The sequence below is a fragment of the Bradyrhizobium sp. 44 genome, assembly GCF_023073095.1.
In the GTDB taxonomy this organism is placed as follows: domain Bacteria; phylum Pseudomonadota; class Alphaproteobacteria; order Rhizobiales; family Xanthobacteraceae; genus Bradyrhizobium.
Genome location: NZ_JADPIY010000016.1, coordinates 402,631 through 422,152, shown reverse-complemented (window position 1 = coordinate 422,152; position 19,522 = coordinate 402,631). Strand labels below are relative to the sequence as shown.

Genomic DNA, 19,522 nt, shown 5'->3' with positions numbered 1-19,522 from the left:
CTGGGAGAGCGTGATGCGACCTGACATGATACCGGGAGTAACTTTCCCTGATTACGAGCTCAGCGACCACACCGGCAAACATCGAAAGCTCTCCGAGCTGCAGGCGGGCGATCCGACGGTGCTCGTGCTCGGCCGCGGTGGATTTTGTCCCAAGGATCGCCGCCAGGCCGAAGGCTTGCTGCAACTCCATCGCGAAATGGAGGTGGGCTATTGCCGGATGGTCACGATCACGACCGACAATATCATCCAGACCAGTGAATATCGCAGCGGCGTCGGAGCGCACTGGCCCTTCCTCTCGGATTCGCGGCGCCTCGTTCAGAAAGATCTCGACATCGCCGAATACACCGACCCCGTCCATAATCCGATGATTCCGCACGTGGTCGTGCTCGAGCCCGGCCTTGTCATTCACAAGATCTATAACGGCTACTGGTTCTTCGGCCGTCCAACCGTCGAAGAACTCCGCCAGGACCTCAGGGCAGTCGGCATGAAGTGCCGGCCGGATTGGGACATCGCGGCGCCCGGCCTCAGGGCACTGTGGGACCAGGGCCGCAAGGAGCATTTTCATCCCTACGGCAAGGCTTACGTCGAAACTCTCGGCGAACGGGACTAGAACCACATTCCGACATCGTCCGCTCGGGCGAATGCCGGCTTGGAATGTGGATGATCCAGATGAAGACCAATCCTGCTCTCCGTGCCGACCGCATGGGCGCGCGCCAGATCTACGAGGCCTTGAGAGATCAGATCCTGGCGCGGGTGTACGGGATCGACGGGTTGCTGCCGTCCTCGCGCGCGCTGGCCGGCGAAATGGGCGTGGCACGCTCGACCGTCACGATCGCCTACGAACAGCTCGCCGCCGAGGGCTTCATCGAGACACGCCATGGCGCGCGGCCGCGGGTGGCCCGCGCCGTCGTCGAGCGGGGACACGCGCGCGTAGTGTCGCGAGCGTCGGCGCGGAAGGTGCGGCTGTCGGCCTTCGGGGACCGGTTGCTTCAAGACCCGCCGCGCTGGACCGAGCCGCCGCGCGGGCTCGTCGCCAACTTCCGCTATGGCGAGCTCGCGCCGTCGGATTTCCCGGCAGTGGCCTGGAAGAAGGCCGTGACTGCCGCGATGGCGCGCAAGCCCGAGCGGCTGGCCTATGACGATCCCTGCGGCGCGCTGCGCCTGCGGACCGCACTCCAAGGCTATCTCTGGCGGTCGCGCAGCGTCCGCTGCGAGGTCGATCAGATCGTCGTCGTCAACGGCTCGCAGCAGGGCCTCGACATCTGCGCGCGCCTGCTGCTCGACGCCGGCGACCGCTTCGTGATGGAGGATCCCGGCTACCAGATGGCGCGGCACACCTTTGCGGCGACGGGCGCCGAGACGATCCCGATCCCGGTCGACGCGGATGGACTGGAGACCACGCGGCTCGACGGCGTTGAAGCCCGCCTCGCCTATGTCACGCCGTCGCACCAATATCCGCTCGGCGGCGTCATGCCGATCGGACGCCGGCACCAATTGCTCGCCTGGGCCAGGGCAAACGACGCCTACGTGATCGAGGATGATTACGACAGCGAGTATCGCTACGACACCAAGCCGATCCCGCCCCTGCACGCGCTGGCAGGCGGCGGCAATGTGATCTATCTCGGCACCGTCTCCAAGACGCTCTCGCCGACCTTGCGGATCGGCTATCTTGTTGTGCCCGCCGCCCTGCGATCCCTGTTCGCCGCGGCCAAGCAGATCATGGACCGGCACACGCCGCTGATCGAACAGGATGCCCTCGCGTCGATGCTTGAAAGCGGCGCCTATGACGGCCACATCAGGCGCGTGCGCCGGCGCAACGCCGAACGCCAGCGCACGCTGCTCGACGCGCTTCGCCGCCGGTTCGGGGATCGCGTCCGGATCGAGGGCACTGCCGCCGGCCTGCACATCGTGGCGTGGTTCGATAATCTGCCGCAGAAGCGAGAGGACGCGTTGATCAAGGCGGCCCATGCCAAGGGCGTCGGCATCTATCCCGTCTCGGCACTGTTCGTCGGACCTCGCCGACCGCGGAAGACAATCGGCCTCGTCATGGGCTATTCGGCACTGGAGGTGTCACAGATCGAGCGCGGCTGCAGGCTTCTTGCACAGGCCGTCGCCGAACTGGACTTATCAAATAGACGATAACTGGCAGTTTCTTACAGGCCAGATTCCGGCTATCTTCAGACCAACATCGGAGATAGACCATGTACATCCCTCCCGCCTTCAAGGACGACATCGAGAGCATCCGGGCGACCATTCACGGCGCGCGCCTCGCCAGTCTGGTCACGGCCACCAGCGAAGGCCCGGTCGCCACGCCGCTGCCGCTCTTTCTCGACGAGGGCGAAGGCGAGCATGGCGTGCTGTACGGACATGTGGCGAAAGCCAATCCGCAATGGAAACTGCCGCCGATCGGAGATGCGCTGGCGATCTTTGGCGGTCCCGACGCCTATGTGACGCCGTCCTGGTACGCAACCAAGCAGGAGACAGAAAAGGTCGTGCCGACCTGGAACTACGTCGCCGTGCATGCCTACGGCCCAGTCGAATTCTTTCAAGACCCCGAGCGCCTGCTCGAGGCCGTGACGCGGCTCACGAACAGGCATGAAGGATCGCGTGCCAAGCCTTGGGCCGTTACGGATGCCCCTGCCGATTTTATCGCCGCGCAGTTGCGCGGAATCGTCGGCGTGCGCATTCCCGTCGTGCGGTTCGAAGGCAAGCGCAAGATGAGCCAGAACCGTCCCGAGGCCGACCGCGTCGGCGTCGCACAAGGTCTCGCAGCTAGCGAGAATGCAGATGATCGCGAAGTTGCGCCATTGATTCCGGTTCCGGTGTAGTGGCCACCTGGTTCCCGACACTCGCTGCCGGGAACCATCGTCCCGTCAGGTTCGTTGATACATTTCAGCAAGCATCTCCTGACAGGATTCCCATGTGTCGCTGGATCGCATACCGGGGCGAGACCACGTCTTTCGAACCCTACGTCACCGAGCCCGAGCATTCGCTGATCGCGCAAAGCATCCGCTCGCTCCAGTCGACCGCCGGCTCGAATGGCGACGGCTTTGGTCTCGGCTGGTACGGCGAGCATCCGGAGCCTGGTCTTTATCGTGAAACACGCCCGGCCTGGTCGGACGAGAATCTCCGCTACCTCTGCCGCCATTTGCGCTCGCATCTGTTCTTCGCTCATGTGCGCGCCGCCACCGGCACGGCAGTGACGCGGCAGAACTGCCATCCCTTTGCCTGCGGCCAGTGGATGTTCATGCACAACGGCTTCGTCGGCAGTTGGAATCGCCTGCGGCGCAAGGTCGAGGCGCTGATCCCCGATGCCTACTACCCCTCGCGGACAGGCACGACCGATTCGGAAGCCGTGTTTCTCGCCATGATGGGCGCGGGACTCGATGCCGATCCGCTCGGCGCAACGCATCGCGTGCTGCGAGCCCTCGTCGGCCTCGTCAACGAAGGCGAGCTTCGTGAGCGGCTCCGCTTCACCAGCGCCATCGCCAACGGCCGGGATCTCTATGCCTTCCGGGTCGCCGTCAACGATGCCGCCAACACGCTGTATTTCCGCGAGGCCGGCGGCCAGGTCATCGTGGTGTCCGAGCCGTTCGACAAGGAAACGGACTGGACAGAAGTGCCCCCGAATCACGCGCTGGTCGCACGTGCGTCCGAAAGCGCGAAAATTGTTCCGTTCGACCTTGCAATTTCCGGTGGGGCCGACGCGGAACCCGCCCCTGTCAGAAGGATTATCGCCCGCAGGTAAATACCTTGGCCGGGTGGCACAATGACATTTGCATCAGACGTTTTGAAACTTCTGCGGCTCGATTCCTCGGAAGACAAGCAGCACCTCGTCATTCGCTCCGCCGGCGGACGCGGCAAAGCCGCGGAATATTCGTTCGGCATCGAGGAGGAATACTTCCTCGCCGATCGGCGCAGCCTTGAGGTCGCGATCCAGACCCCGAATGAGCTTTTCGAATCTGCGAACTGGTCCACCGGCGGCCAGGCGATGCGGGAGATGTTGCAGTCGCAGCTCGAGGTCGCCACCAACGTTCATGTCGACGTCGCCGACGCGCGCGAAGAGCTTCGCTTCCTGCGTCGCGAAGTCGCAAACGTCGCGGCACAATACGGCTTCGTGATCATGGCCTGCGGCACACATCCGACCGCGGTCTGGCGCATGTCGCAGCCGAGCCCGAAGCCGCGCTACGAGGAGATGATCGAGGATCTGCGCAGCATCGGCCACCGCAACCTGATGTGCGGCATGCATGTCCACGTCCAGCTGCCCGATCCGGAGAAGCGCATGGCGGTGATGCGAGCGATGCTGCCGCATCTGCCGTTGTTTATCGCCCTGTCGGCCTCCTCCCCGTTCTGGAATTCACACAAGACCGGGCTGAAGGGCTATCGGCTCGCCGCCTATTCCGAGCTGCCGCGCACCGGCCTGCCAGAATTGTTCGAGAGCAGGCAGGATTACGACGAATATGTCGGCGCGTTGCAGCGCTCCGGCGTGATCCCCGATGAAAGCCACATCTGGTGGGCCATGCGCCCCTCCATGAAGCACCCGACGCTCGAGCTGCGTGCGCCCGATACCTGCACCTTCGTCGACGACGCCGTTGCCATTGCCTCGCTCTATCGCTGCGTGACCCGCTATCTCTACCTGCGGCCTCATCTGTCGAAAGAGGTCACCGCGGTGGAACGCGCGATCGCGGTGGAGAACAAATGGCGCGCCCAGCGCTACGGCACCGATTGCATCTTTGCCTCCAAGGACGGGCCGGTCGAGATCTCCGAGCTGCTCTCCCGGGTGATCGAGGACATCGCCGAAGACGCCGCCGCGCTGAACTGCGCCGCCGAGGTCGAACACTGTCGTACCATCGTCGAACGTGGCAGCTCGGCTGAATTCCAGCTTCGCGCCTTCCGCGACAATGCGGAGGACATCGCCGCGGTGTCGCGCTGGATCGCAGACGCGACGATCTCGGGGACGAGCACCCCGGCCGCAGGCGTCGCCGCGCCCTCATAGCGCCCGCGCAAGCTTCGGGAGCAACGATGTCGCTCCTGAATCCGGAAAGTCGCGGAGAGAACCATGAATCGCGTCAAATGTTGCGCCGGCTGTGGCCATGGCCTCATTCCGATGCTCTCGGCCAAAGGTCTCGCGGAGCTCAGCTGCCTGTGGTGCGAGCTCATCGAGGCGCGTGCAGTGGACATGGCGAAATGGGCTGACAGCCCGTACGGCAAGCCCGAGCGGACCCTCCGTCGATCTTTCGAATGAACGGCTTCAGACATCCGGCCGCCGACTTCCTCTGATCGGCGCAGCTGCACGTCCGCGCCAGGATGCCGACAAATTAGACAAGACACGTTTCGTGGCGAGGTTTGCAGACCGGGCGAACATGGCCATGCAGGCTGGCGAAGCGTGTCAGCTAACCTCAGGTGCAACCTCGATTTTTCCTCGCGTGGCGGCGAGTCGCCAAACCTTGCGTGTCGCACAGCACCTCGACTGGCCCAAAATTCGCAAGGCAGCATCAGTCCTGATCCCCTGCTCTCCCGATTGGAGCGGCAAGAAGCGTGCGCCGAGAGAGGGTGAGCGGGCCAGATCGGAGAATGCCATGAACGTGCATGCCGCCGGCGATCTCAAAATCACCGGCCTCACCCGTCCGGACGGCGCGCCCCTTCGCCTCAACGATCAGGAGTTCGTGGCGATCGATCGCGACCGGAATGCGAAGTTCGAGGCAACGTACCGGCCGCAGGCCCTCTACAATCGCGCCAACGAGGGCTTTCACGCCAACAACGAGACCTTCCTGCTGCACGAGGTCGCGACCAATCTGCCGATCTACCTGCCCGACACCGGCCCGACCGACTTCCATCTTCATCTGCCGCCGGGCGGCTTTCAGCTCGTGCTGGTCACCTCGGGCGCGTTCACCTTCGACTATGACGGGCGCTTCTATAATGTTGGCCCCGGCGCGGTGATGCTGCAAAGCGCGATCGTGCACCGCCAGCTGTTCTACACTTGGTCGGGACTGTCGACCGAAGAGAATTTGAAGACGCCGCAGACGGTGGTGCCGGATCCGATCTCGATGGGCTATTCGGGCAAATTCCTCGAAGCGTTCATCACTGACCCCACGACGTTTCCAAACCCGACCATCGTCGGTCCCGACCAGATCAACGAGGCCGAGACGCCGCGGGTGGCCTGGAGCCATTCCCTGCACGATCGCCCGGTCGATGCAGGTTTCTGGCTTCAAGACCCCTTGGCGCTCGATGCGCTGTTCAAGCCGCTCACCGACAGCCCGATCAAATCGGCCATGCCGGTTTACGTGCGCGATATCGGGATCGAAGTCCCGAGCGGCCATCTCGTCACCGGCCACATCATCGCAACCGATCCGCGCGGCCAATCGCTCTTGCCCAAGAGCGCGTCGGCAGCAGCCAACACTACATGTTTCGCCAAGGGCGAGGTCGTGATCTACCGCGTGATCCGCGGCACGGCCGAATTCAGGAACAAGACTGGTGAGACCTTTGAGCTCACGGCCGGCGATGTGGTGACAGCGGGCAAGAACGCCACAAGTCTCGTCGGCGTGGGTGAGAACACGCAGGTCCTTCGGCTCGGCCTCCTCAAAGGCATGAACGACCTCCGCAGTTGGACGCCGACGCAACGCGACGAGATCGACGGCCTCGCCGGTCAGATCATCTCACAGAAGGACATCCGTCCCCTGCGCACCGAGGGCAAGCCAGTCGGTTACCTCTACGGCTGAGCGGAGTTACTCCGCCGCCTGGCGGACGTGGCGTGCGGTCGGTGTGCGCATGGTGACGAGCTCTTCGGCCGCGCTCGGATGCAGCGCGATCGTCGCATCGAAATCGGCCTTGGTCGCCTTCATCTTCACCGCAATCGCGACCGCCTGCGTGATTTCGGCCGCGGCATCGCCGACGATGTGACAGCCGAGCACGCGATCGGAGGCGCCGTCGACGACGAGCTTCATCAGCACGCGGGTATCGCGGCCTGACATCGTCGCCTTGATGGGGCGGAACGTGGTCTTGTAAATGTCGACATGGCTGAATTGCGCGCGCGCCTCGGTCTCGGTGAGGCCGACGGTGCCGACCTCCGGCTGCGAGAACACGGCGGTCGGGATGTTGGCGTGATCCACCTGCACCTCGCGCTTGCCGAACACGGTGTCGGCGAACGCGTGGCCCTCGCGGATCGCGACCGGCGTCAGGTTGAAGCGATGGGTGACGTCGCCGATCGCATAGATGTTGTCGACCGAGCTCTTCGAGAAATGGTCGACCGCGATGCCGCCGTTCCGCGGGTTGATGGCGACGCCGGCCTTCTCCAGGCCGAGATTGGCGACGGCGGGATGGCGGCCGATCGCGAACATCACCTGGTCGGAGGCGAGGCTCGATCCGTTAGACAGATGCGTGGTGAATTCCTCGCCGTGGCGATCGACCTTCGCCACCGTGCAGCCGGTGAGGATGGTGATGCCCTGCTTCTCCATCTCGGCGCGGACGTGGGCGCGAACATCCTCGTCAAAACCGCGAAGAATGTTGTCGCCGCGATAGATCACCGTGACGTCGGAGCCGAAGCCGGCGAAGATGCCGGCGAACTCCAGCGCGATGTAGCCGCCGCCCTGGATCACGATCCGCTTCGGCAGCCTGGTTAGGTGAAACGCCTCGTTGGAGGAGATCACGTGCTCGATGCCGGGAATCGGAGCGCCATGATTGGGCGCGCCGCCGGTAGCGATCAAAATGTATTTTGCGGTGATCTTCTTGTCGTTCTCGAGCAGGCGGACGGTGTGCTTGTCCTCGATCACCGCGCGGCTCTTGACGATTTGCGCGCCTGACTTCTCAACATTGGCGGTATAAGCCGCCTCCAGACGCGCGATCTCCTTGTCCTTGTTGGCGATCAGCGTCGGCCAGTCGAAGGTCGCAGGCGGAACGGTCCAGCCAAAACCGGCGGCGTCCTCGATCTCATGGCGGAAATGCGAGCCGATGACGAACAGCTTCTTCGGCACGCAGCCGCGGATCACGCAGGTCCCGCCCATGCGGTACTCTTCCGCGATCATCACGCGGGCGCCGTAACCGGCCGCGATGCGGGCGGCACGCACGCCGCCCGAACCGCCACCGATGACAAAGAGGTCGACGTCGAATTCAGCCATTGTCCACTCCGACCTCTTCAGAACATGATCCGGATTCTGATCAGATAGGGACTGTCAGATTTCCTTGCCACGCTTGCGCATCTCGGCGCGGAAGTTGCCCATCACGGTCTCGGAGAAGTTCTGGGCCCAGGAGTTCATGAAGGCCATGCTCAGCCCGATGGCGCGCGGCTCGGCCTCGATCAGCTTCTTGCCCAGCGGCGACTTGTAGAAAGTGACGAGATCCTTCAACTCCTGCTCGGTGAACTCGCTGGCATAGACCTGCGCCATGCCATCGCCGATTTCGCTTTCGCGGCCCTTGAGCTGCTGGGCTACGATCTGGGCGACCTCGGTGAGGTCCTTCTGGTAGTTGAGGTTCTGCTGGATCAGCGCGATCTTGGTCTTATCGACCAGGCCGGGCACGGCGTTGGCGTACATCGCACTGGCGTTCTTGATCGTCAGGATCTCCTTGGCCGCCGCCACGGCGGCCGGCGACGATTTCGGCGCCGCTGCCTGCTGGGCCCCGGCCGGGGCGACCGAGAGGGCCAGTCCCACAGCGAGGGTCACGACCGGCAACAATTTCAAAACGCTCTTCATTCCTAGTCTCCTTTCGGCTTTCGCCGTTCAATCACGCGAATTCCCTCGCCACCGGCCAAAACAGCCGAGCTGGCCAAGCCAATGAACAAACCATGCTCGACGACGCCGGGGATCGCGCTTAACGCCGTGGCGAGGCGGGCGGGATCCTCAATCTTTTCGAGCTGGGCATCGACGATCCAGTGGCCGCCATCGGTGACGAAAACGTGGCCGTCCTTGCCCTTGCGGACCGCCATCTGCCCGGAAACGCCGCATTCCGCAAACGCCTTCTCGATCGCGCGTCGCGTTGCGCCGAGCCCGAACGGGATGACTTCGATCGGTAGCGGAAAGCGGCCGAGTGTCGGCACCCATTTGGTGTCGTCGGCAATCACGATCATGCGATCCGAGGCGGCCGCCACGATCTTCTCGCGCAACAGCGCGCCGCCGCCGCCCTTGATCAGATTGAGTTCTGTGTCGATCTCGTCGGCGCCGTCGACGGTGATGTCGAGATGGTCGATCTCGTCCAGCGTGGTCAGCGGCACGCCGCAGCGAATTGCATCGAGGCGCGTCGCCTCGGAGGTCGGCACGCCGATCACTTTCAGTCCGGCGCGGACCCGCTCGCCGAGCAGCTCGACGAAATGTTTTGCGGTCGAGCCGGTGCCGAGCCCGAGCTGCATGCCGTCTCGGACGTCCTCGAGGGCGCGCGCCGCAGCCTGCCGCTTCAACTGGTCCATGTTCACGTTTGCGCCGTCCCTGAATTACGAGTGTGCTGCCCGATAGGCTTGCGGCGGCTTGTGTAGCCTCGTTTTCCCTCGGAGAACAGGGTCTGGGGGAACAGGCCTCCGGGCTCACCTTATAAGGTGATCTTATGGCTTCGGCCCTTGCGTGGGCGGGGCCGGGCCGGTAGCGCTGGACCATGACCTCCTCCCACACCATCGTCTTCGATCTCGACGGCACGCTTGTGGATACGGCGCCCGACCTGATCACCGCGCTCAATTACGTGCTCGACCGCGAAGGGCTGCCGCCCGTGCCGATGGCCTCGGCCCGCAACATGATCGGCGCCGGCGCCCGCAAGCTGATCGAGCGGGGGCTGGAGGCCGAGGGCCGCAGCGTCACGGTTGCCGACATGGACCGGATGACGGCCGATTTCATCGCCTATTACGCCGACAATATCGCCGTCGAATCCCGGCCGTTCGAGGGGCTGGAGGCCGCGCTCGACCATTTTGCGGCCCAGGGCCATCGCCTCGCCGTCTGCACCAACAAGCTGGAATGGCTGTCGAAGCGCCTGCTGGACCAGCTCGACCTGAGCCGGCGCTTCGCCGCGATCTGCGGCGCTGACACTTTTGGCGTCCAGAAGCCCGATCCGACCATTTTCCGGGAAACGGTGGCGCGGGCCGGCGGCGAGGTCAAAGCCAGCATCATGGTCGGCGATGCCGGACCCGATGTCGGCGTGGCCCGGCGCGCCGGAGTTCCCGTGATCGGGGTCAGCTTCGGCTATACGGACGTGCCGATCGCCGAGCTGAAGCCGGACCGGCTGATCCACCACATGCGCGACCTTCCGGCCGCCGCCAGCAGCCTGATGACTGCGCAGGAAGCTCTCAAGTAGCTGAAATATCTTTATTATTCCGCAGAATCCCGCGTTAACCATCTACTAACTATGCGCGGCCGGCCGGTTGCTTGCTTAGAACGACGCTCCTAAGTTCGCCCGGGCGATGTGGCGGTTCGTCGCACTAGGTGGATGTCATGCGTCGTGTCATCTCGTTTGCGTTAGCTGGAGTAAGCGTCATCGGGGCAACAAGTCTTGCCGGCTGCTCCTCAATGTCTTCGACGTCCTGGGACATGTTCAAATCGGCCCCGCCGACCGTTCAGGTCCGGCTCGAATCCAATCCCCCGGGCGCTGACGCCATGACCTCACTGGGTGCAGGCTGCAAGACCCCCTGCTCCGTGTCGGTTCCCGCCCCCGAGGTCCCCTTCACGGTCGCTTTCGCGCTGCCGAAATACCAGCCGGTGAGCGTGCCGGTGAATGTCATCAGGAATCCCGGCGACTTCACCACCCCCGCCTCGGTCACCACCGACCCCAACCCGATTTTCGCGGAGCTCCAGCCGGCCGTTCCGCCGAAACCGGTCCGCAAGCCGCACCGGCCGAAGAGGCCGAAACCGGTGGCGCCCGCCGCTGCCCCGGCTGCTGCCGCACCGGCCGCGGGCTCGCCGTTCCCCGATCCGAACACCGGCAAGCGCTGACCTCCGTCATCCCCCCAATTGTCTCTGACGCGTTCGATGCTTAGATTGCTTCCAGGACGCCGCTGAAGCAAAACTGCTCGCGTTGCCGCAAGTGACAAGGCATTTGGTATGAACGGACTTTCCGCGAGCCCCCGCGCCGCGCTGTCGAGCGCGATGACCGATCCGTTCGGACGGACCATCTCGTATTTGCGCGTCTCCGTCACCGACCGCTGCGACCTGCGCTGCTTCTACTGCATGTCGGAAGACATGACGTTCCTGCCCAAGGCGGACCTGCTGACGCTGGAGGAACTCGACCGGCTCTGCTCGGCCTTCATCGCCAAGGGCGTGAAGAAGCTGCGGCTCACCGGCGGCGAACCGCTGGTCCGCCGCAACGTGATGACGCTGGTGCGCTCGCTGTCGCGGCACCTCAAGAGCGGCGCGCTGAGCGAGCTGACGCTGACCACCAACGGCACCCAGCTTGCGAAATACGCCAGCGAGCTCGCCGATTGCGGCGTCCGCCGCATCAACGTCTCGCTCGACACGCTCGACCCGCAGAAGTTTCGCAAGATCACCCGGTGGGGCGAGATCGACAAGGTGCTGGAGGGCATCGAGGCGGCGCGCGCTGCGGGCCTCGCGGTCAAGATCAACGCCGTTGCGCTGAAGAACCTCAACGAGGACGAACTTCCCGACCTGATGCGCTGGGCCCACGGCAAGAGCATGGGGCTGACGCTGATCGAGGTCATGCCGATGGGCGAGATCGAATCGGGACGGATCGACCAATACCTGCCGCTGTCGCTGGTGCGCGCGCGCCTCGCCCAGCAGTTCACGCTGACGGATCTGGCCGAGAGCACCGGCGGGCCGGCGCGCTATGTCAGCGTCGCCGAGACCGGCGGCAAGCTCGGCTTCATCACCCCGATGACTCATAATTTCTGCGAATCCTGCAATCGCGTGCGCGTCACCTGCACGGGAACGTTGCACACCTGCCTCGGCCACGAGGATGCCTCCGATTTGCGCAAACCTTTGCGTGCATCGGACGACGATTCGCTGCTTGCGGATGCGATCGACCGCGCCATTGGGCTCAAGCCCAAGGGCCACGACTTCATCATCGACCGCCGCCACGACCGCCCCAGCGTCAGCAGGCACATGAGCGTCACCGGCGGCTAGCATCGGCTGGCCGGCCGCGGCTTATTCCCCTTAACTATCAACAAACTTCCGATTGACTGGCGGCAAACTCGCTGGTTTGGTGCGGCTGCCTCATGCCTGCGCGGCGAGACAAGCCAACGCGCCACTCGGCGCAGTCAAGACGGCCGGGGCAAATCGGGGAGGACCAATCTTGCAAGCGCTCCTGAAGCTGAGCAATGGAATTGACGCGTTCACACGTTGGACGGGCAAGCGTCTGGCTTGGCTGATCCTGCTCGCCGTGATCATCTCGGCGCTGAACGCGATCATTCGGAAGACGTTGGACACGTCCTCCAACTCGTGGCTCGAGCTGCAATGGGTGCTTTTCAGCATCGTGTTCCTGCTGTGCGCGTCCTGGACGCTGCTCGACAACGAGCACATCCGGATCGACATCTTCAACAGCATGATGCCGAAGCGGGCTCGCAACATCATCGACATCATCGGGCACATCTTCTTCCTGATCCCGCTGACCGTTGTCATGATCGTCACCGGGGTACCGTTCTTCCTGCGCTCGCTCCAGATCAACGAGCAATCCGGCAACGCCGGCGGCCTGCCGCAATGGCCGGCCAAGTCGCTGATCATGGTCGGCTTCGCCCTCCTGCTCGTTCAAGGCATCTCCGAGCTGATCAAGCGGATCGCCATCATGCGCGGCATGATCCCGGACCCACACGAGTCGCAGGTGTCCGCACTGGAGGCCGAGGTCGAGCACCTCGTCGAAGCGATCGAAAAGAAGTAGCCGTTGGCGACGGTTTAGGGGGAAGTCATGACCGCGTTTATTATCGCCAATCTGGCGCCCATCATGTTCGCGACGCTCGTCGTCGTGCTGCTGCTCGGCTATCCGGCGGCATTTTCGCTCGGCGCCGTCGGCTTGTTCTTCGCCATCATCGGCGTTGAGCTCGGACAATTCCACCCGGACTTTCTCCAGGCCCTGCCGGAGCGCGTCTACGGCGTGATGAACAACGACACGCTGCTCGCCATTCCCTTCTTCACCTTCATGGGACTGGTGCTCGAGCGCTCCGGCATGGCGGAGGATCTGCTCGACACCATCGGTCAGTTGTTCGGCACCATCCGCGGCGGCCTCGCCTACGCCGTGGTGTTCGTCGGTGCCCTGCTCGCGGCGACGACCGGCGTCGTGGCGGCTTCGGTGATCTCGATGGGCCTGATCTCACTGCCGATCATGCTGCGGTACGGCTATGACCGCCGCGTGGCGACCGGCATCATCGCGGCCTCCGGCACGCTGGCGCAGATCATCCCACCCTCGCTCGTTCTGATCGTGATGGCCGACCAGCTCGGCAAGTCGGTCGGCGACATGTACGAGGGCGCGTTTATTCCGGGCTTGGTGCTCGCGGCCCTCTACGCGGGCTACGCGTTCCTCGTGACCTTGATTTTCCCGAACGCCGCTCCGGGCCTGCCGAAGGAAGCCATCGGCTTCCGCGAGGAGAGCGGTGACCGCGGCCTGAGGTCGCTGGGCGTGCTGTTCCTGGCGAGCTGCGTGTTTGGCTGGTTCATGATGCGGAATTCGGAGACTCACGGCGCCGACTTCGTCGTGCTCAGCATGTTCTTCGGCATCCTCTTCGCCTTCTTCGTCGCGATCGCGAACTGGGCCATCGACAAGCTCACGGGCTTCCGTTTCCTCTCGAAGATGGCGCAACAGACCACCTTCGTGATGGTGCCGCCGCTGTTCCTGATCTTCCTGGTGCTGGGCACGATCTTCATCGGTGTCGCGACGCCCACCGAAGGTGGTGCGATGGGCGCAGCCGGCGCCCTCATTCTCGGTGCCATGAAACGTCGGCTGACCTGGGACCTCGTTCGTCAGGCGGTCGAATCGACGGCAAAGCTCTCCGCCTTCGTCGTCTTCATCCTGGTCGGGGCGCGCGTATTCTCGCTCACGTTCTACGGCGTCAGTGGCCACGTCTGGGTCGAGCACCTGCTGACCTCCCTACCCGGCGGCCAGGTTGGCTTCCTGATCTTCGTCAACGCTTTCGTGTTCGTGCTGGCGTTCTTCCTCGACTTCTTCGAACTCGCCTTCATCGTGATCCCGCTGCTCGGGCCCGCGGCGGAGCATCTCGGTATCGACCTGATCTGGTTCGGCGTCATTCTCGGCGTCAACATGCAGACGTCGTTCATGCACCCGCCGTTCGGATTTGCGCTGTTCTATTTGCGCTCGGTCGCGCCAAAGGAACGTTATACCGATCGCGTCACCGGCAAACGCATGGAGCCGGTCACGACAGGACAGATCTATTGGGGCGCGGTTCCGTTCGTCGTCATCCAGCTCATCATGGTGCTGCTGGTGATCACGTTCCCGTCGATGGTGATGCACTACAAGGGCGTGCAGTCCACAGTCGATCCCAACAGCATCAAGATCGACATTCCCCAGATCGATCTGCCGCCGCTCGACTTCGGCCAGCCGAAGCAATAGCGCCCGGCCCGCCGCAAAAAAGAAAACCCGGAGCTTTCGCTCCGGGTTTTTTTCGTTTAGGCGGATCGCTCCCGGCGATCAGCTCTGCGAATTGCGCGCCATGAAGTTGTCATAGCCGACTTCGGCGACCTGGAACCACTGATATCCGTTGTTCGAGAACGCGGTCAGCGATTCGTAGACCTTCTTGAAGTCCGGGTTGGTGGCCGAGACTTCGGTGTGCAGCTCCTTTGATGCCTTGAAGCAGGCCTGCATGACCTCGGGCGAGAACGGATGCAGCTTGGCGCCGGCCGCGAGCAGGCGCCGCAGCGCCGGCGGATTGGCCTGGTCATACTTCGCCATCATCCAGTTGTTGGCGTAGTGCCCTGCCTGCTCGAGGATGCTCTGATAGTGCTTCGGCAGCGCATTCCACTTGTCCTGGTTGACAAAGGCCAGAAGCATGGGCCCGCCTTCCCACCAGCCCGGGAAGTAATAATGCGGCGCGACTTTCACGAAGCCGAGCTTCTCGTCGTCATACGGTCCGACCCATTCCGCGGCGTCGATGGTGCCCTTCTCCAGCGCCGGATAAATGTCGCCTCCGGCGATCTGCTGCGGCACCGCGCCGAGTTTGGCCATCACTTTTCCGGCGAAGCCGCCGATGCGGAATTTCAACCCGCTGAAGTCCTGGGGCGTCTTGACCTCCTTGCGGAACCAGCCACCCATCTGACAGCCGGTGTTGCCGGCAAGCAGCGAGACGACGTTGTACTTCTTGTAGAACTCGTTGAGGATCTCCCTGCCGCCGCCCAGTGTGTACCAGGCCTGGTTGATGCGCATGTTCGGTCCGAACGGCACCGACGATCCGAAGGTGAAGGTCGGGTCCTTGCCAAAATAATAGTAGGACGCGGTGTGGCCGATTTCGCAGGTGCCGTTCTGCACGGCATCGAGCACCTGGAGGCCCGGCACGATCTCGCCGCCGGCAAATGTCTGAATCTGGAATTTGTTGTCGGTCGCTTCCGCGACCATCTTGGCCATCATCTCGGCACCGCCATAGAGCGTATCGAGTGATTTCGGCCAGCTCGTCGGCATGCGCCATTTGATCTCGGGCGTCGTCTGCGCGATCGCTGGAGCGGCGAGCGTCGCGACACCCGCCGCACCAAGCCCGGTGACCTTGATGAAATCTCGTCTTTTCATGATTTCCTACCCTGATGGATTGTGACGGTGGGCCTTCTTGCCGAGGCTTGGAGGCCAGCATGGAACATGTGTCGTCCGATTTCCATCCCTCACGATGTGAGGGACGAAAATGCCTAGCTCCCGCACCCCTCCGATCCTACGACTTTAGGCTTAGGCGGCGAGCGGCCCTGCCTCTCGACATCATGTCCGCCTCGGCCCGGCATGACGGCTGCGCCGGGCGCGTGACAAGCGCCGGAAACACGGGCATACCGCGCCATCCCCCCCCAACCCAAGGCCGCCACGCATGCCTCGATCGCACCCTGCTCCATCGCTCGTTGGTCCCTTGATCGCGTCGCTCTGGCTGGCCTGTGCTGCAATGCCGGCCCATGCCGAGCCCAGCGCGAATGTCATGGCCGACGTCCATGCGCTGGCGCAAAAGGAGCAGCAGCCGCTGCTCGACACGCTGCGCGATCTCGTCAGCATCGAATCCGGCAGCAAGGATGTCGAAGGCCTGAACCAGATCGCCGAGCGCGTTGCCGGCCAGCTCAAGCAGCTCGGCGGCACGGTGGAAATCCTGCAAGCCACAGACGTCTATCGCCTCGACGACACACCCGAGAAGATCGGCCCGGCCGTACACGCCGTATTCAAGGGCACAGGCAGCAAGAAGATCATGCTGATCGCCCACATGGACACCGTGTACCTGAAGGGCATGCTGAAGGATCAACCGTTCCGCATCGACGGCGACAAGGCCTACGGCCTCGGCATTGCCGACGACAAGCAGGGCGTCGCGCTCATTCTCCACACCGTTGCGTTGCTGCAGAAGCTGAGCTTCCGGGATTACGGCACGCTCACGGTGCTCACCAACGGCGACGAGGAGATCTCCTCACCGGGCTGGCGCAGCACCATCACCAGATTCGCCTCGGATCAGGACGTGGTGTTCTCGTTTGAAGGCGGCGGCACCGACGGCACGCTGCGGCTGGCCACTAGCGGTATCGGCTCGGCCTATCTCACGGTGCAGGGCAAGTCCTCGCATGCAGGTTCACGGCCCGAGGGCGGCGTCAACGCGCTGTACGAACTCTCGCACCAGGTGCTGCAGATGAAGGACCTGTCCAGACCAGAGCAGGGCCTGAAACTGAACTGGACGGTCTCCAAGGCCGGCACCAACCGCAACGTCATCCCCGCGGAGGCCACGGCCCAGGCCGACGCACGTGCACTCAAGGTCGCCGATTTCGACGAGCTGGAGAAGACACTTCAGGAGAAAATCAAGAATCACCTGCTGCCCGATTCCAAGGTCGCGCTGAAATTCGAGGTGCGCCGTCCGCCGCTTGAGGCCAACGACGCCTCACGTCGCGTCGCGGCCCACGGCAAGACGATCTATGGGGAGCTCGGACTGCCCCTCAAGGTCGACGAGAAAGCGACGGGCGGCGGCACCGACGCGGCGTTTGCCGCACTCAAGACCAGCGGAGCCGTGGTGGAGGGCATGGGTCTGTCGGGCTTCGGCGCGCATTCCAACGATGCCGAATATGTGCAGCTCAACAGCATCGTGCCGCGTCTTTATCTGACCACGCGCATGATCATGGATTTGTCCACCCGCAAGCTGAAATAGCCGTCGCTTTCGCCTTCTCCCTCATGTCCGCCGAAGCCTTGGCGAAGGCGGATGCGGGAGAAGGTGGCGCGTCAGTGCCGCACCGCGTTCAAATCAACGTCGCCGACTTCTCCGCCAGCCTGAACCGCAGCGTGAACTGCGCGCCGCCCCCCGGAAGATTCTCCACCGCAACCGTCGCCGCGTGATCATCCGCCACCGCGCGCACGATCGACAGCCCGAGGCCGGCGCCGTCGCTGCGCTGGCGGTCGGCGCGCCAGAAGCGCTGGAAGATCAATTCGCGCTCGGCTTCCGCAATTCCCGGTCCGCAATCGCGCACGCGCACCGCGCCGTCCTCGCTCACATCGACATCGACCGACGTGTCCTTTGCCGTGAACTTGATGGCGTTTTCGGCGAGGTTGAAGATCGCGCGCTGGAGCATCACGGAATTGCCGTGTATCAGCACCGGCCCCTCGGTGCCCCTCAGCGCGATGTCCTTGTGCTGCGCGATCGCGAGCGGCGCGATCGAACCGACCACCTCGGCGCAGACCGCGCGCAAATCCGCGGTCTCGCCGGGATCGAGCACCAGCGTGTCGAGCTCGGCGATCTCCAGCAGCTGCGCGACGATGCGGCTCATGCCCTCGATGTCGGCATGCAGCGCCTGCCGTGCAGCGCCGTCGCCGAGCGTCTCGATTCGCGTACGCAGGATCGCGAGCGGCGTGCGCAATTGGTGCGCGGCGTCGGCGGTGAACTGCCGCTGCACCCGAAAGCCGTCCTCGAGGCGGTCGAGCGCCTGGTTGACGGCGGTGACGAGCGGCATGATCTCGCGCGGGATCTGCTCCGTCGGCAGGCGGATGTCGGTGCGCGCCGGACCGATATTGCTTGCCTCCTCGGAGGCCTTCCACAGCGGCGCGACAGCGCGGCGAAAGATGATGATGTCGATGGCGAGCAGGACCAGCAGGATCGGAATGGTGATCCACCCGACCCGCCGGAAGAAGTTCGACACGATGTCGTCGATGATGACGTCGCGGTGCGCGAGGTCCTCCGCGACGCGAATGCGTATCACCTTGCCGTCGATGGTGCGGGTGACGCCAGCGCCGGAAATCGTCTCGGAGAGCGGCGGTGGCGCGACCGTGGCAGTGCCGGTCTTGCGACGCGACGAGAACAGCAGATGTCCCTCGGCATCGCGAATGTCGTACTGGTAGCGGCCATAGGCTTCCGAATATAGGCCCTTGAGACTGTCCGGCAGGTTGAACGTCAGCAGCCCGTCGGGCTGGACGACGATGCGCTCGGCCAACACCTCGGCCTGGGCGCGCATGGCGTCGCGGTGCAGCTGGTCGATCTCGGAGTTGAGCAGCCAGAACAGCACCAGCGGCAGGAAGATCGCGACCACCGCGACCGCCACGATGTGCAGGAACACGATGCGCCAGATCAGCGATTTGAATGTGGGCGACCTCGCATGGATCCCGGCGCGGAATCCGGCCTGAGATCCGATCCGGGCCACGCTATTTCTCCTCGGCCATGAGATAGCCGACGCCACGGATGGTGTGGATCACGACCTTGGCGCCGTGCTCGGCGAGCTGCTTGCGCAGCCGCGAGACGTAGACCTCGACCGCGTTGGAGGCGACCTCGCCGTCGAGGCCGAAGATGTGGTCCTCGACGTTCTTCTTCGGCACCACCCGCCCCTGCCGGCGCAGCAGGATCTCGAGCACCGAGGTCTCGCGCGCGGAGATGATGCGCGGCTGGTCGTCGACGAAGATCTGGCGGCTTTCGGTGTCATAGACAAGGTTGGCGAGGCGCAGCGAGCGGCCGAGCAACTGGCCCGGACGGCGCAGGATCGCCTCCAGCCGCGCCACTAGCTCCTCCATCGCGAAAGGTTTTGCGAGATAGTCGTCGGCGCCGCTGCGCAGGCCGCTGACGCGGTCCTGCAAGCCGCCGCGCGCGGTCAGCACCAGCACCGGCAACGGCTCCATCTGCCGGCGCAGCTCGCGCAGCACCGACAGGCCATCGCCGTCGGGCAGTCCGAGGTCCAGGATCATCGCGGCATAGCTGACGCTGCTGACCGCCTCGCGCGCTTCGGCGACGCTGCCGACGATGTCGCTCTCATAGCCGGCCGCCGACAGCCCGCCGGCAACGAGCCGCGACAGCTCGGCATTGTCTTCGACGATCAGAAGGCGCATCGCATTTTCCCGCGGGATGTTCCGGTGCAAGCACGGCTCGCGCCGCATCTACGACCTCTTCCACCATCCGCACGATTTCGGCCAGAACACAAGCGAGCCCGGTTTCGCTTTTAACTTTGTCAGGTTGGTGTAA

The 19,522-nt window shown here is 63.9% G+C and carries 19 protein-coding genes; 13 read left to right on the top strand and 6 right to left on the bottom strand.

What is annotated here, in order from left to right:
- The first annotated feature begins 13 nt into the window (after positions 1–13).
- From IVB41_RS18450 to IVB41_RS18420, 7 genes are all read left to right on the top strand, one after another.
- The gene (locus IVB41_RS18450) at positions 14–610 is read left to right on the top strand and encodes a redoxin domain-containing protein (RefSeq protein WP_247433650.1); all 597 of its coding nucleotides are present in this window, start codon (positions 14–16) and stop codon (positions 608–610) included.
- A 50-nt stretch (positions 611–660) separates the two neighbouring features.
- On the top strand, positions 661–2,142 hold the full coding sequence (locus IVB41_RS18445; RefSeq protein WP_247433648.1) for a PLP-dependent aminotransferase family protein: 1,482 nt from the start codon (positions 661–663) through the stop codon (positions 2,140–2,142).
- Between the two features lie 59 nt (positions 2,143–2,201).
- Complete coding sequence (locus tag IVB41_RS18440; RefSeq protein ID WP_247433646.1) at positions 2,202–2,828, top strand: FMN-binding negative transcriptional regulator; 627 nt, start codon at positions 2,202–2,204, stop codon at positions 2,826–2,828.
- Positions 2,829–2,920: 92 nt separating this feature from the next.
- Positions 2,921–3,748, top strand: a complete 828-nt coding sequence (locus IVB41_RS18435; RefSeq protein ID WP_027569417.1) for a class II glutamine amidotransferase — start codon at positions 2,921–2,923, stop codon at positions 3,746–3,748.
- Between the two features lie 21 nt (positions 3,749–3,769).
- On the top strand, positions 3,770–4,996 hold the full coding sequence (locus IVB41_RS18430) for a carboxylate-amine ligase (RefSeq protein WP_247433643.1): 1,227 nt from the start codon (positions 3,770–3,772) through the stop codon (positions 4,994–4,996).
- 63 nt (positions 4,997–5,059) lie between these two features.
- Positions 5,060–5,245, top strand: coding sequence for a hypothetical protein (locus tag IVB41_RS18425; protein ID WP_247433640.1), 186 nt, complete (start codon positions 5,060–5,062; stop codon positions 5,243–5,245).
- Between the two features lie 334 nt (positions 5,246–5,579).
- Positions 5,580–6,719 carry a glucuronate isomerase gene (locus tag IVB41_RS18420; protein WP_247433636.1) on the top strand — a complete coding sequence of 380 codons (1,140 nt, stop codon included), beginning with the start codon at positions 5,580–5,582 and terminating at the stop codon, positions 6,717–6,719.
- A 6-nt stretch (positions 6,720–6,725) separates the two neighbouring features.
- Here IVB41_RS18420 and gor read toward each other — a convergent pair whose 3' ends face one another.
- The 3 genes from gor to rpiA are packed head-to-tail and all read right to left on the bottom strand — an operon-like array spanning position 6,726 to position 9,403.
- Positions 6,726–8,114 (bottom strand): glutathione-disulfide reductase, encoded by a 1,389-nt coding sequence (gene gor, locus IVB41_RS18415; RefSeq protein WP_247433631.1) that lies wholly within the window; start codon positions 8,112–8,114, stop codon positions 6,726–6,728.
- A 54-nt stretch (positions 8,115–8,168) separates the two neighbouring features.
- Positions 8,169–8,687, bottom strand: a complete 519-nt coding sequence (locus tag IVB41_RS18410) for a DUF2059 domain-containing protein (RefSeq protein ID WP_027569412.1) — start codon at positions 8,685–8,687, stop codon at positions 8,169–8,171.
- A 2-nt stretch (positions 8,688–8,689) separates the two neighbouring features.
- A complete protein-coding gene (rpiA, locus tag IVB41_RS18405) occupies positions 8,690–9,403 on the bottom strand; it encodes a ribose-5-phosphate isomerase RpiA (protein ID WP_247286714.1) in 714 nt (237 codons plus the stop codon).
- A gap of 176 nt (positions 9,404–9,579) precedes the next feature.
- Here rpiA and IVB41_RS18400 point away from each other — a divergent pair, with 176 nt between their 5' ends.
- The 5 genes from IVB41_RS18400 to IVB41_RS18380 all read left to right on the top strand — a co-directional run bounded on the left by IVB41_RS18400 (position 9,580) and on the right by IVB41_RS18380 (position 14,481).
- The gene (locus IVB41_RS18400) at positions 9,580–10,269 is read left to right on the top strand and encodes an HAD-IA family hydrolase (RefSeq protein WP_247433628.1); all 690 of its coding nucleotides are present in this window, start codon (positions 9,580–9,582) and stop codon (positions 10,267–10,269) included.
- A 137-nt stretch (positions 10,270–10,406) separates the two neighbouring features.
- Positions 10,407–10,904 (top strand): hypothetical protein, encoded by a 498-nt coding sequence (locus IVB41_RS18395; RefSeq protein ID WP_247433625.1) that lies wholly within the window; start codon positions 10,407–10,409, stop codon positions 10,902–10,904.
- Between the two features lie 108 nt (positions 10,905–11,012).
- Positions 11,013–12,047: a GTP 3',8-cyclase MoaA gene (moaA, locus tag IVB41_RS18390; protein ID WP_247433622.1), complete on the top strand. Its 1,035-nt coding sequence runs from the start codon at positions 11,013–11,015 to the stop codon at positions 12,045–12,047.
- A 169-nt stretch (positions 12,048–12,216) separates the two neighbouring features.
- Positions 12,217–12,798 carry a TRAP transporter small permease subunit gene (locus tag IVB41_RS18385; RefSeq protein WP_027569408.1) on the top strand — a complete coding sequence of 194 codons (582 nt, stop codon included), beginning with the start codon at positions 12,217–12,219 and terminating at the stop codon, positions 12,796–12,798.
- 27 nt (positions 12,799–12,825) lie between these two features.
- Positions 12,826–14,481, top strand: coding sequence for a TRAP transporter large permease subunit (locus IVB41_RS18380; protein WP_027569407.1), 1,656 nt, complete (start codon positions 12,826–12,828; stop codon positions 14,479–14,481).
- Between the two features lie 78 nt (positions 14,482–14,559).
- Here the strand turns inward: IVB41_RS18380 and IVB41_RS18375 are convergent, their stop codons facing one another.
- A complete protein-coding gene (locus IVB41_RS18375; RefSeq protein WP_027569406.1) occupies positions 14,560–15,648 on the bottom strand; it encodes a TRAP transporter substrate-binding protein in 1,089 nt (362 codons plus the stop codon).
- A gap of 283 nt (positions 15,649–15,931) precedes the next feature.
- Here IVB41_RS18375 and IVB41_RS18370 point away from each other — a divergent pair, with 283 nt between their 5' ends.
- Positions 15,932–17,233, top strand: a complete 1,302-nt coding sequence (locus IVB41_RS18370; protein ID WP_346770845.1) for a M20/M25/M40 family metallo-hydrolase — start codon at positions 15,932–15,934, stop codon at positions 17,231–17,233.
- A gap of 88 nt (positions 17,234–17,321) precedes the next feature.
- Here IVB41_RS18370 and IVB41_RS18365 read toward each other — a convergent pair whose 3' ends face one another.
- Entirely contained in the window at positions 17,322–18,713 is a 1,392-nt protein-coding gene (locus tag IVB41_RS18365; protein WP_247433616.1) for an ATP-binding protein, read from the bottom strand.
- A 1-nt stretch (position 18,714) separates the two neighbouring features.
- On the bottom strand, positions 18,715–19,389 hold the full coding sequence (locus IVB41_RS18360; RefSeq protein WP_027569404.1) for a response regulator transcription factor: 675 nt from the start codon (positions 19,387–19,389) through the stop codon (positions 18,715–18,717).
- Positions 19,390–19,522 lie beyond the last annotated feature (133 nt).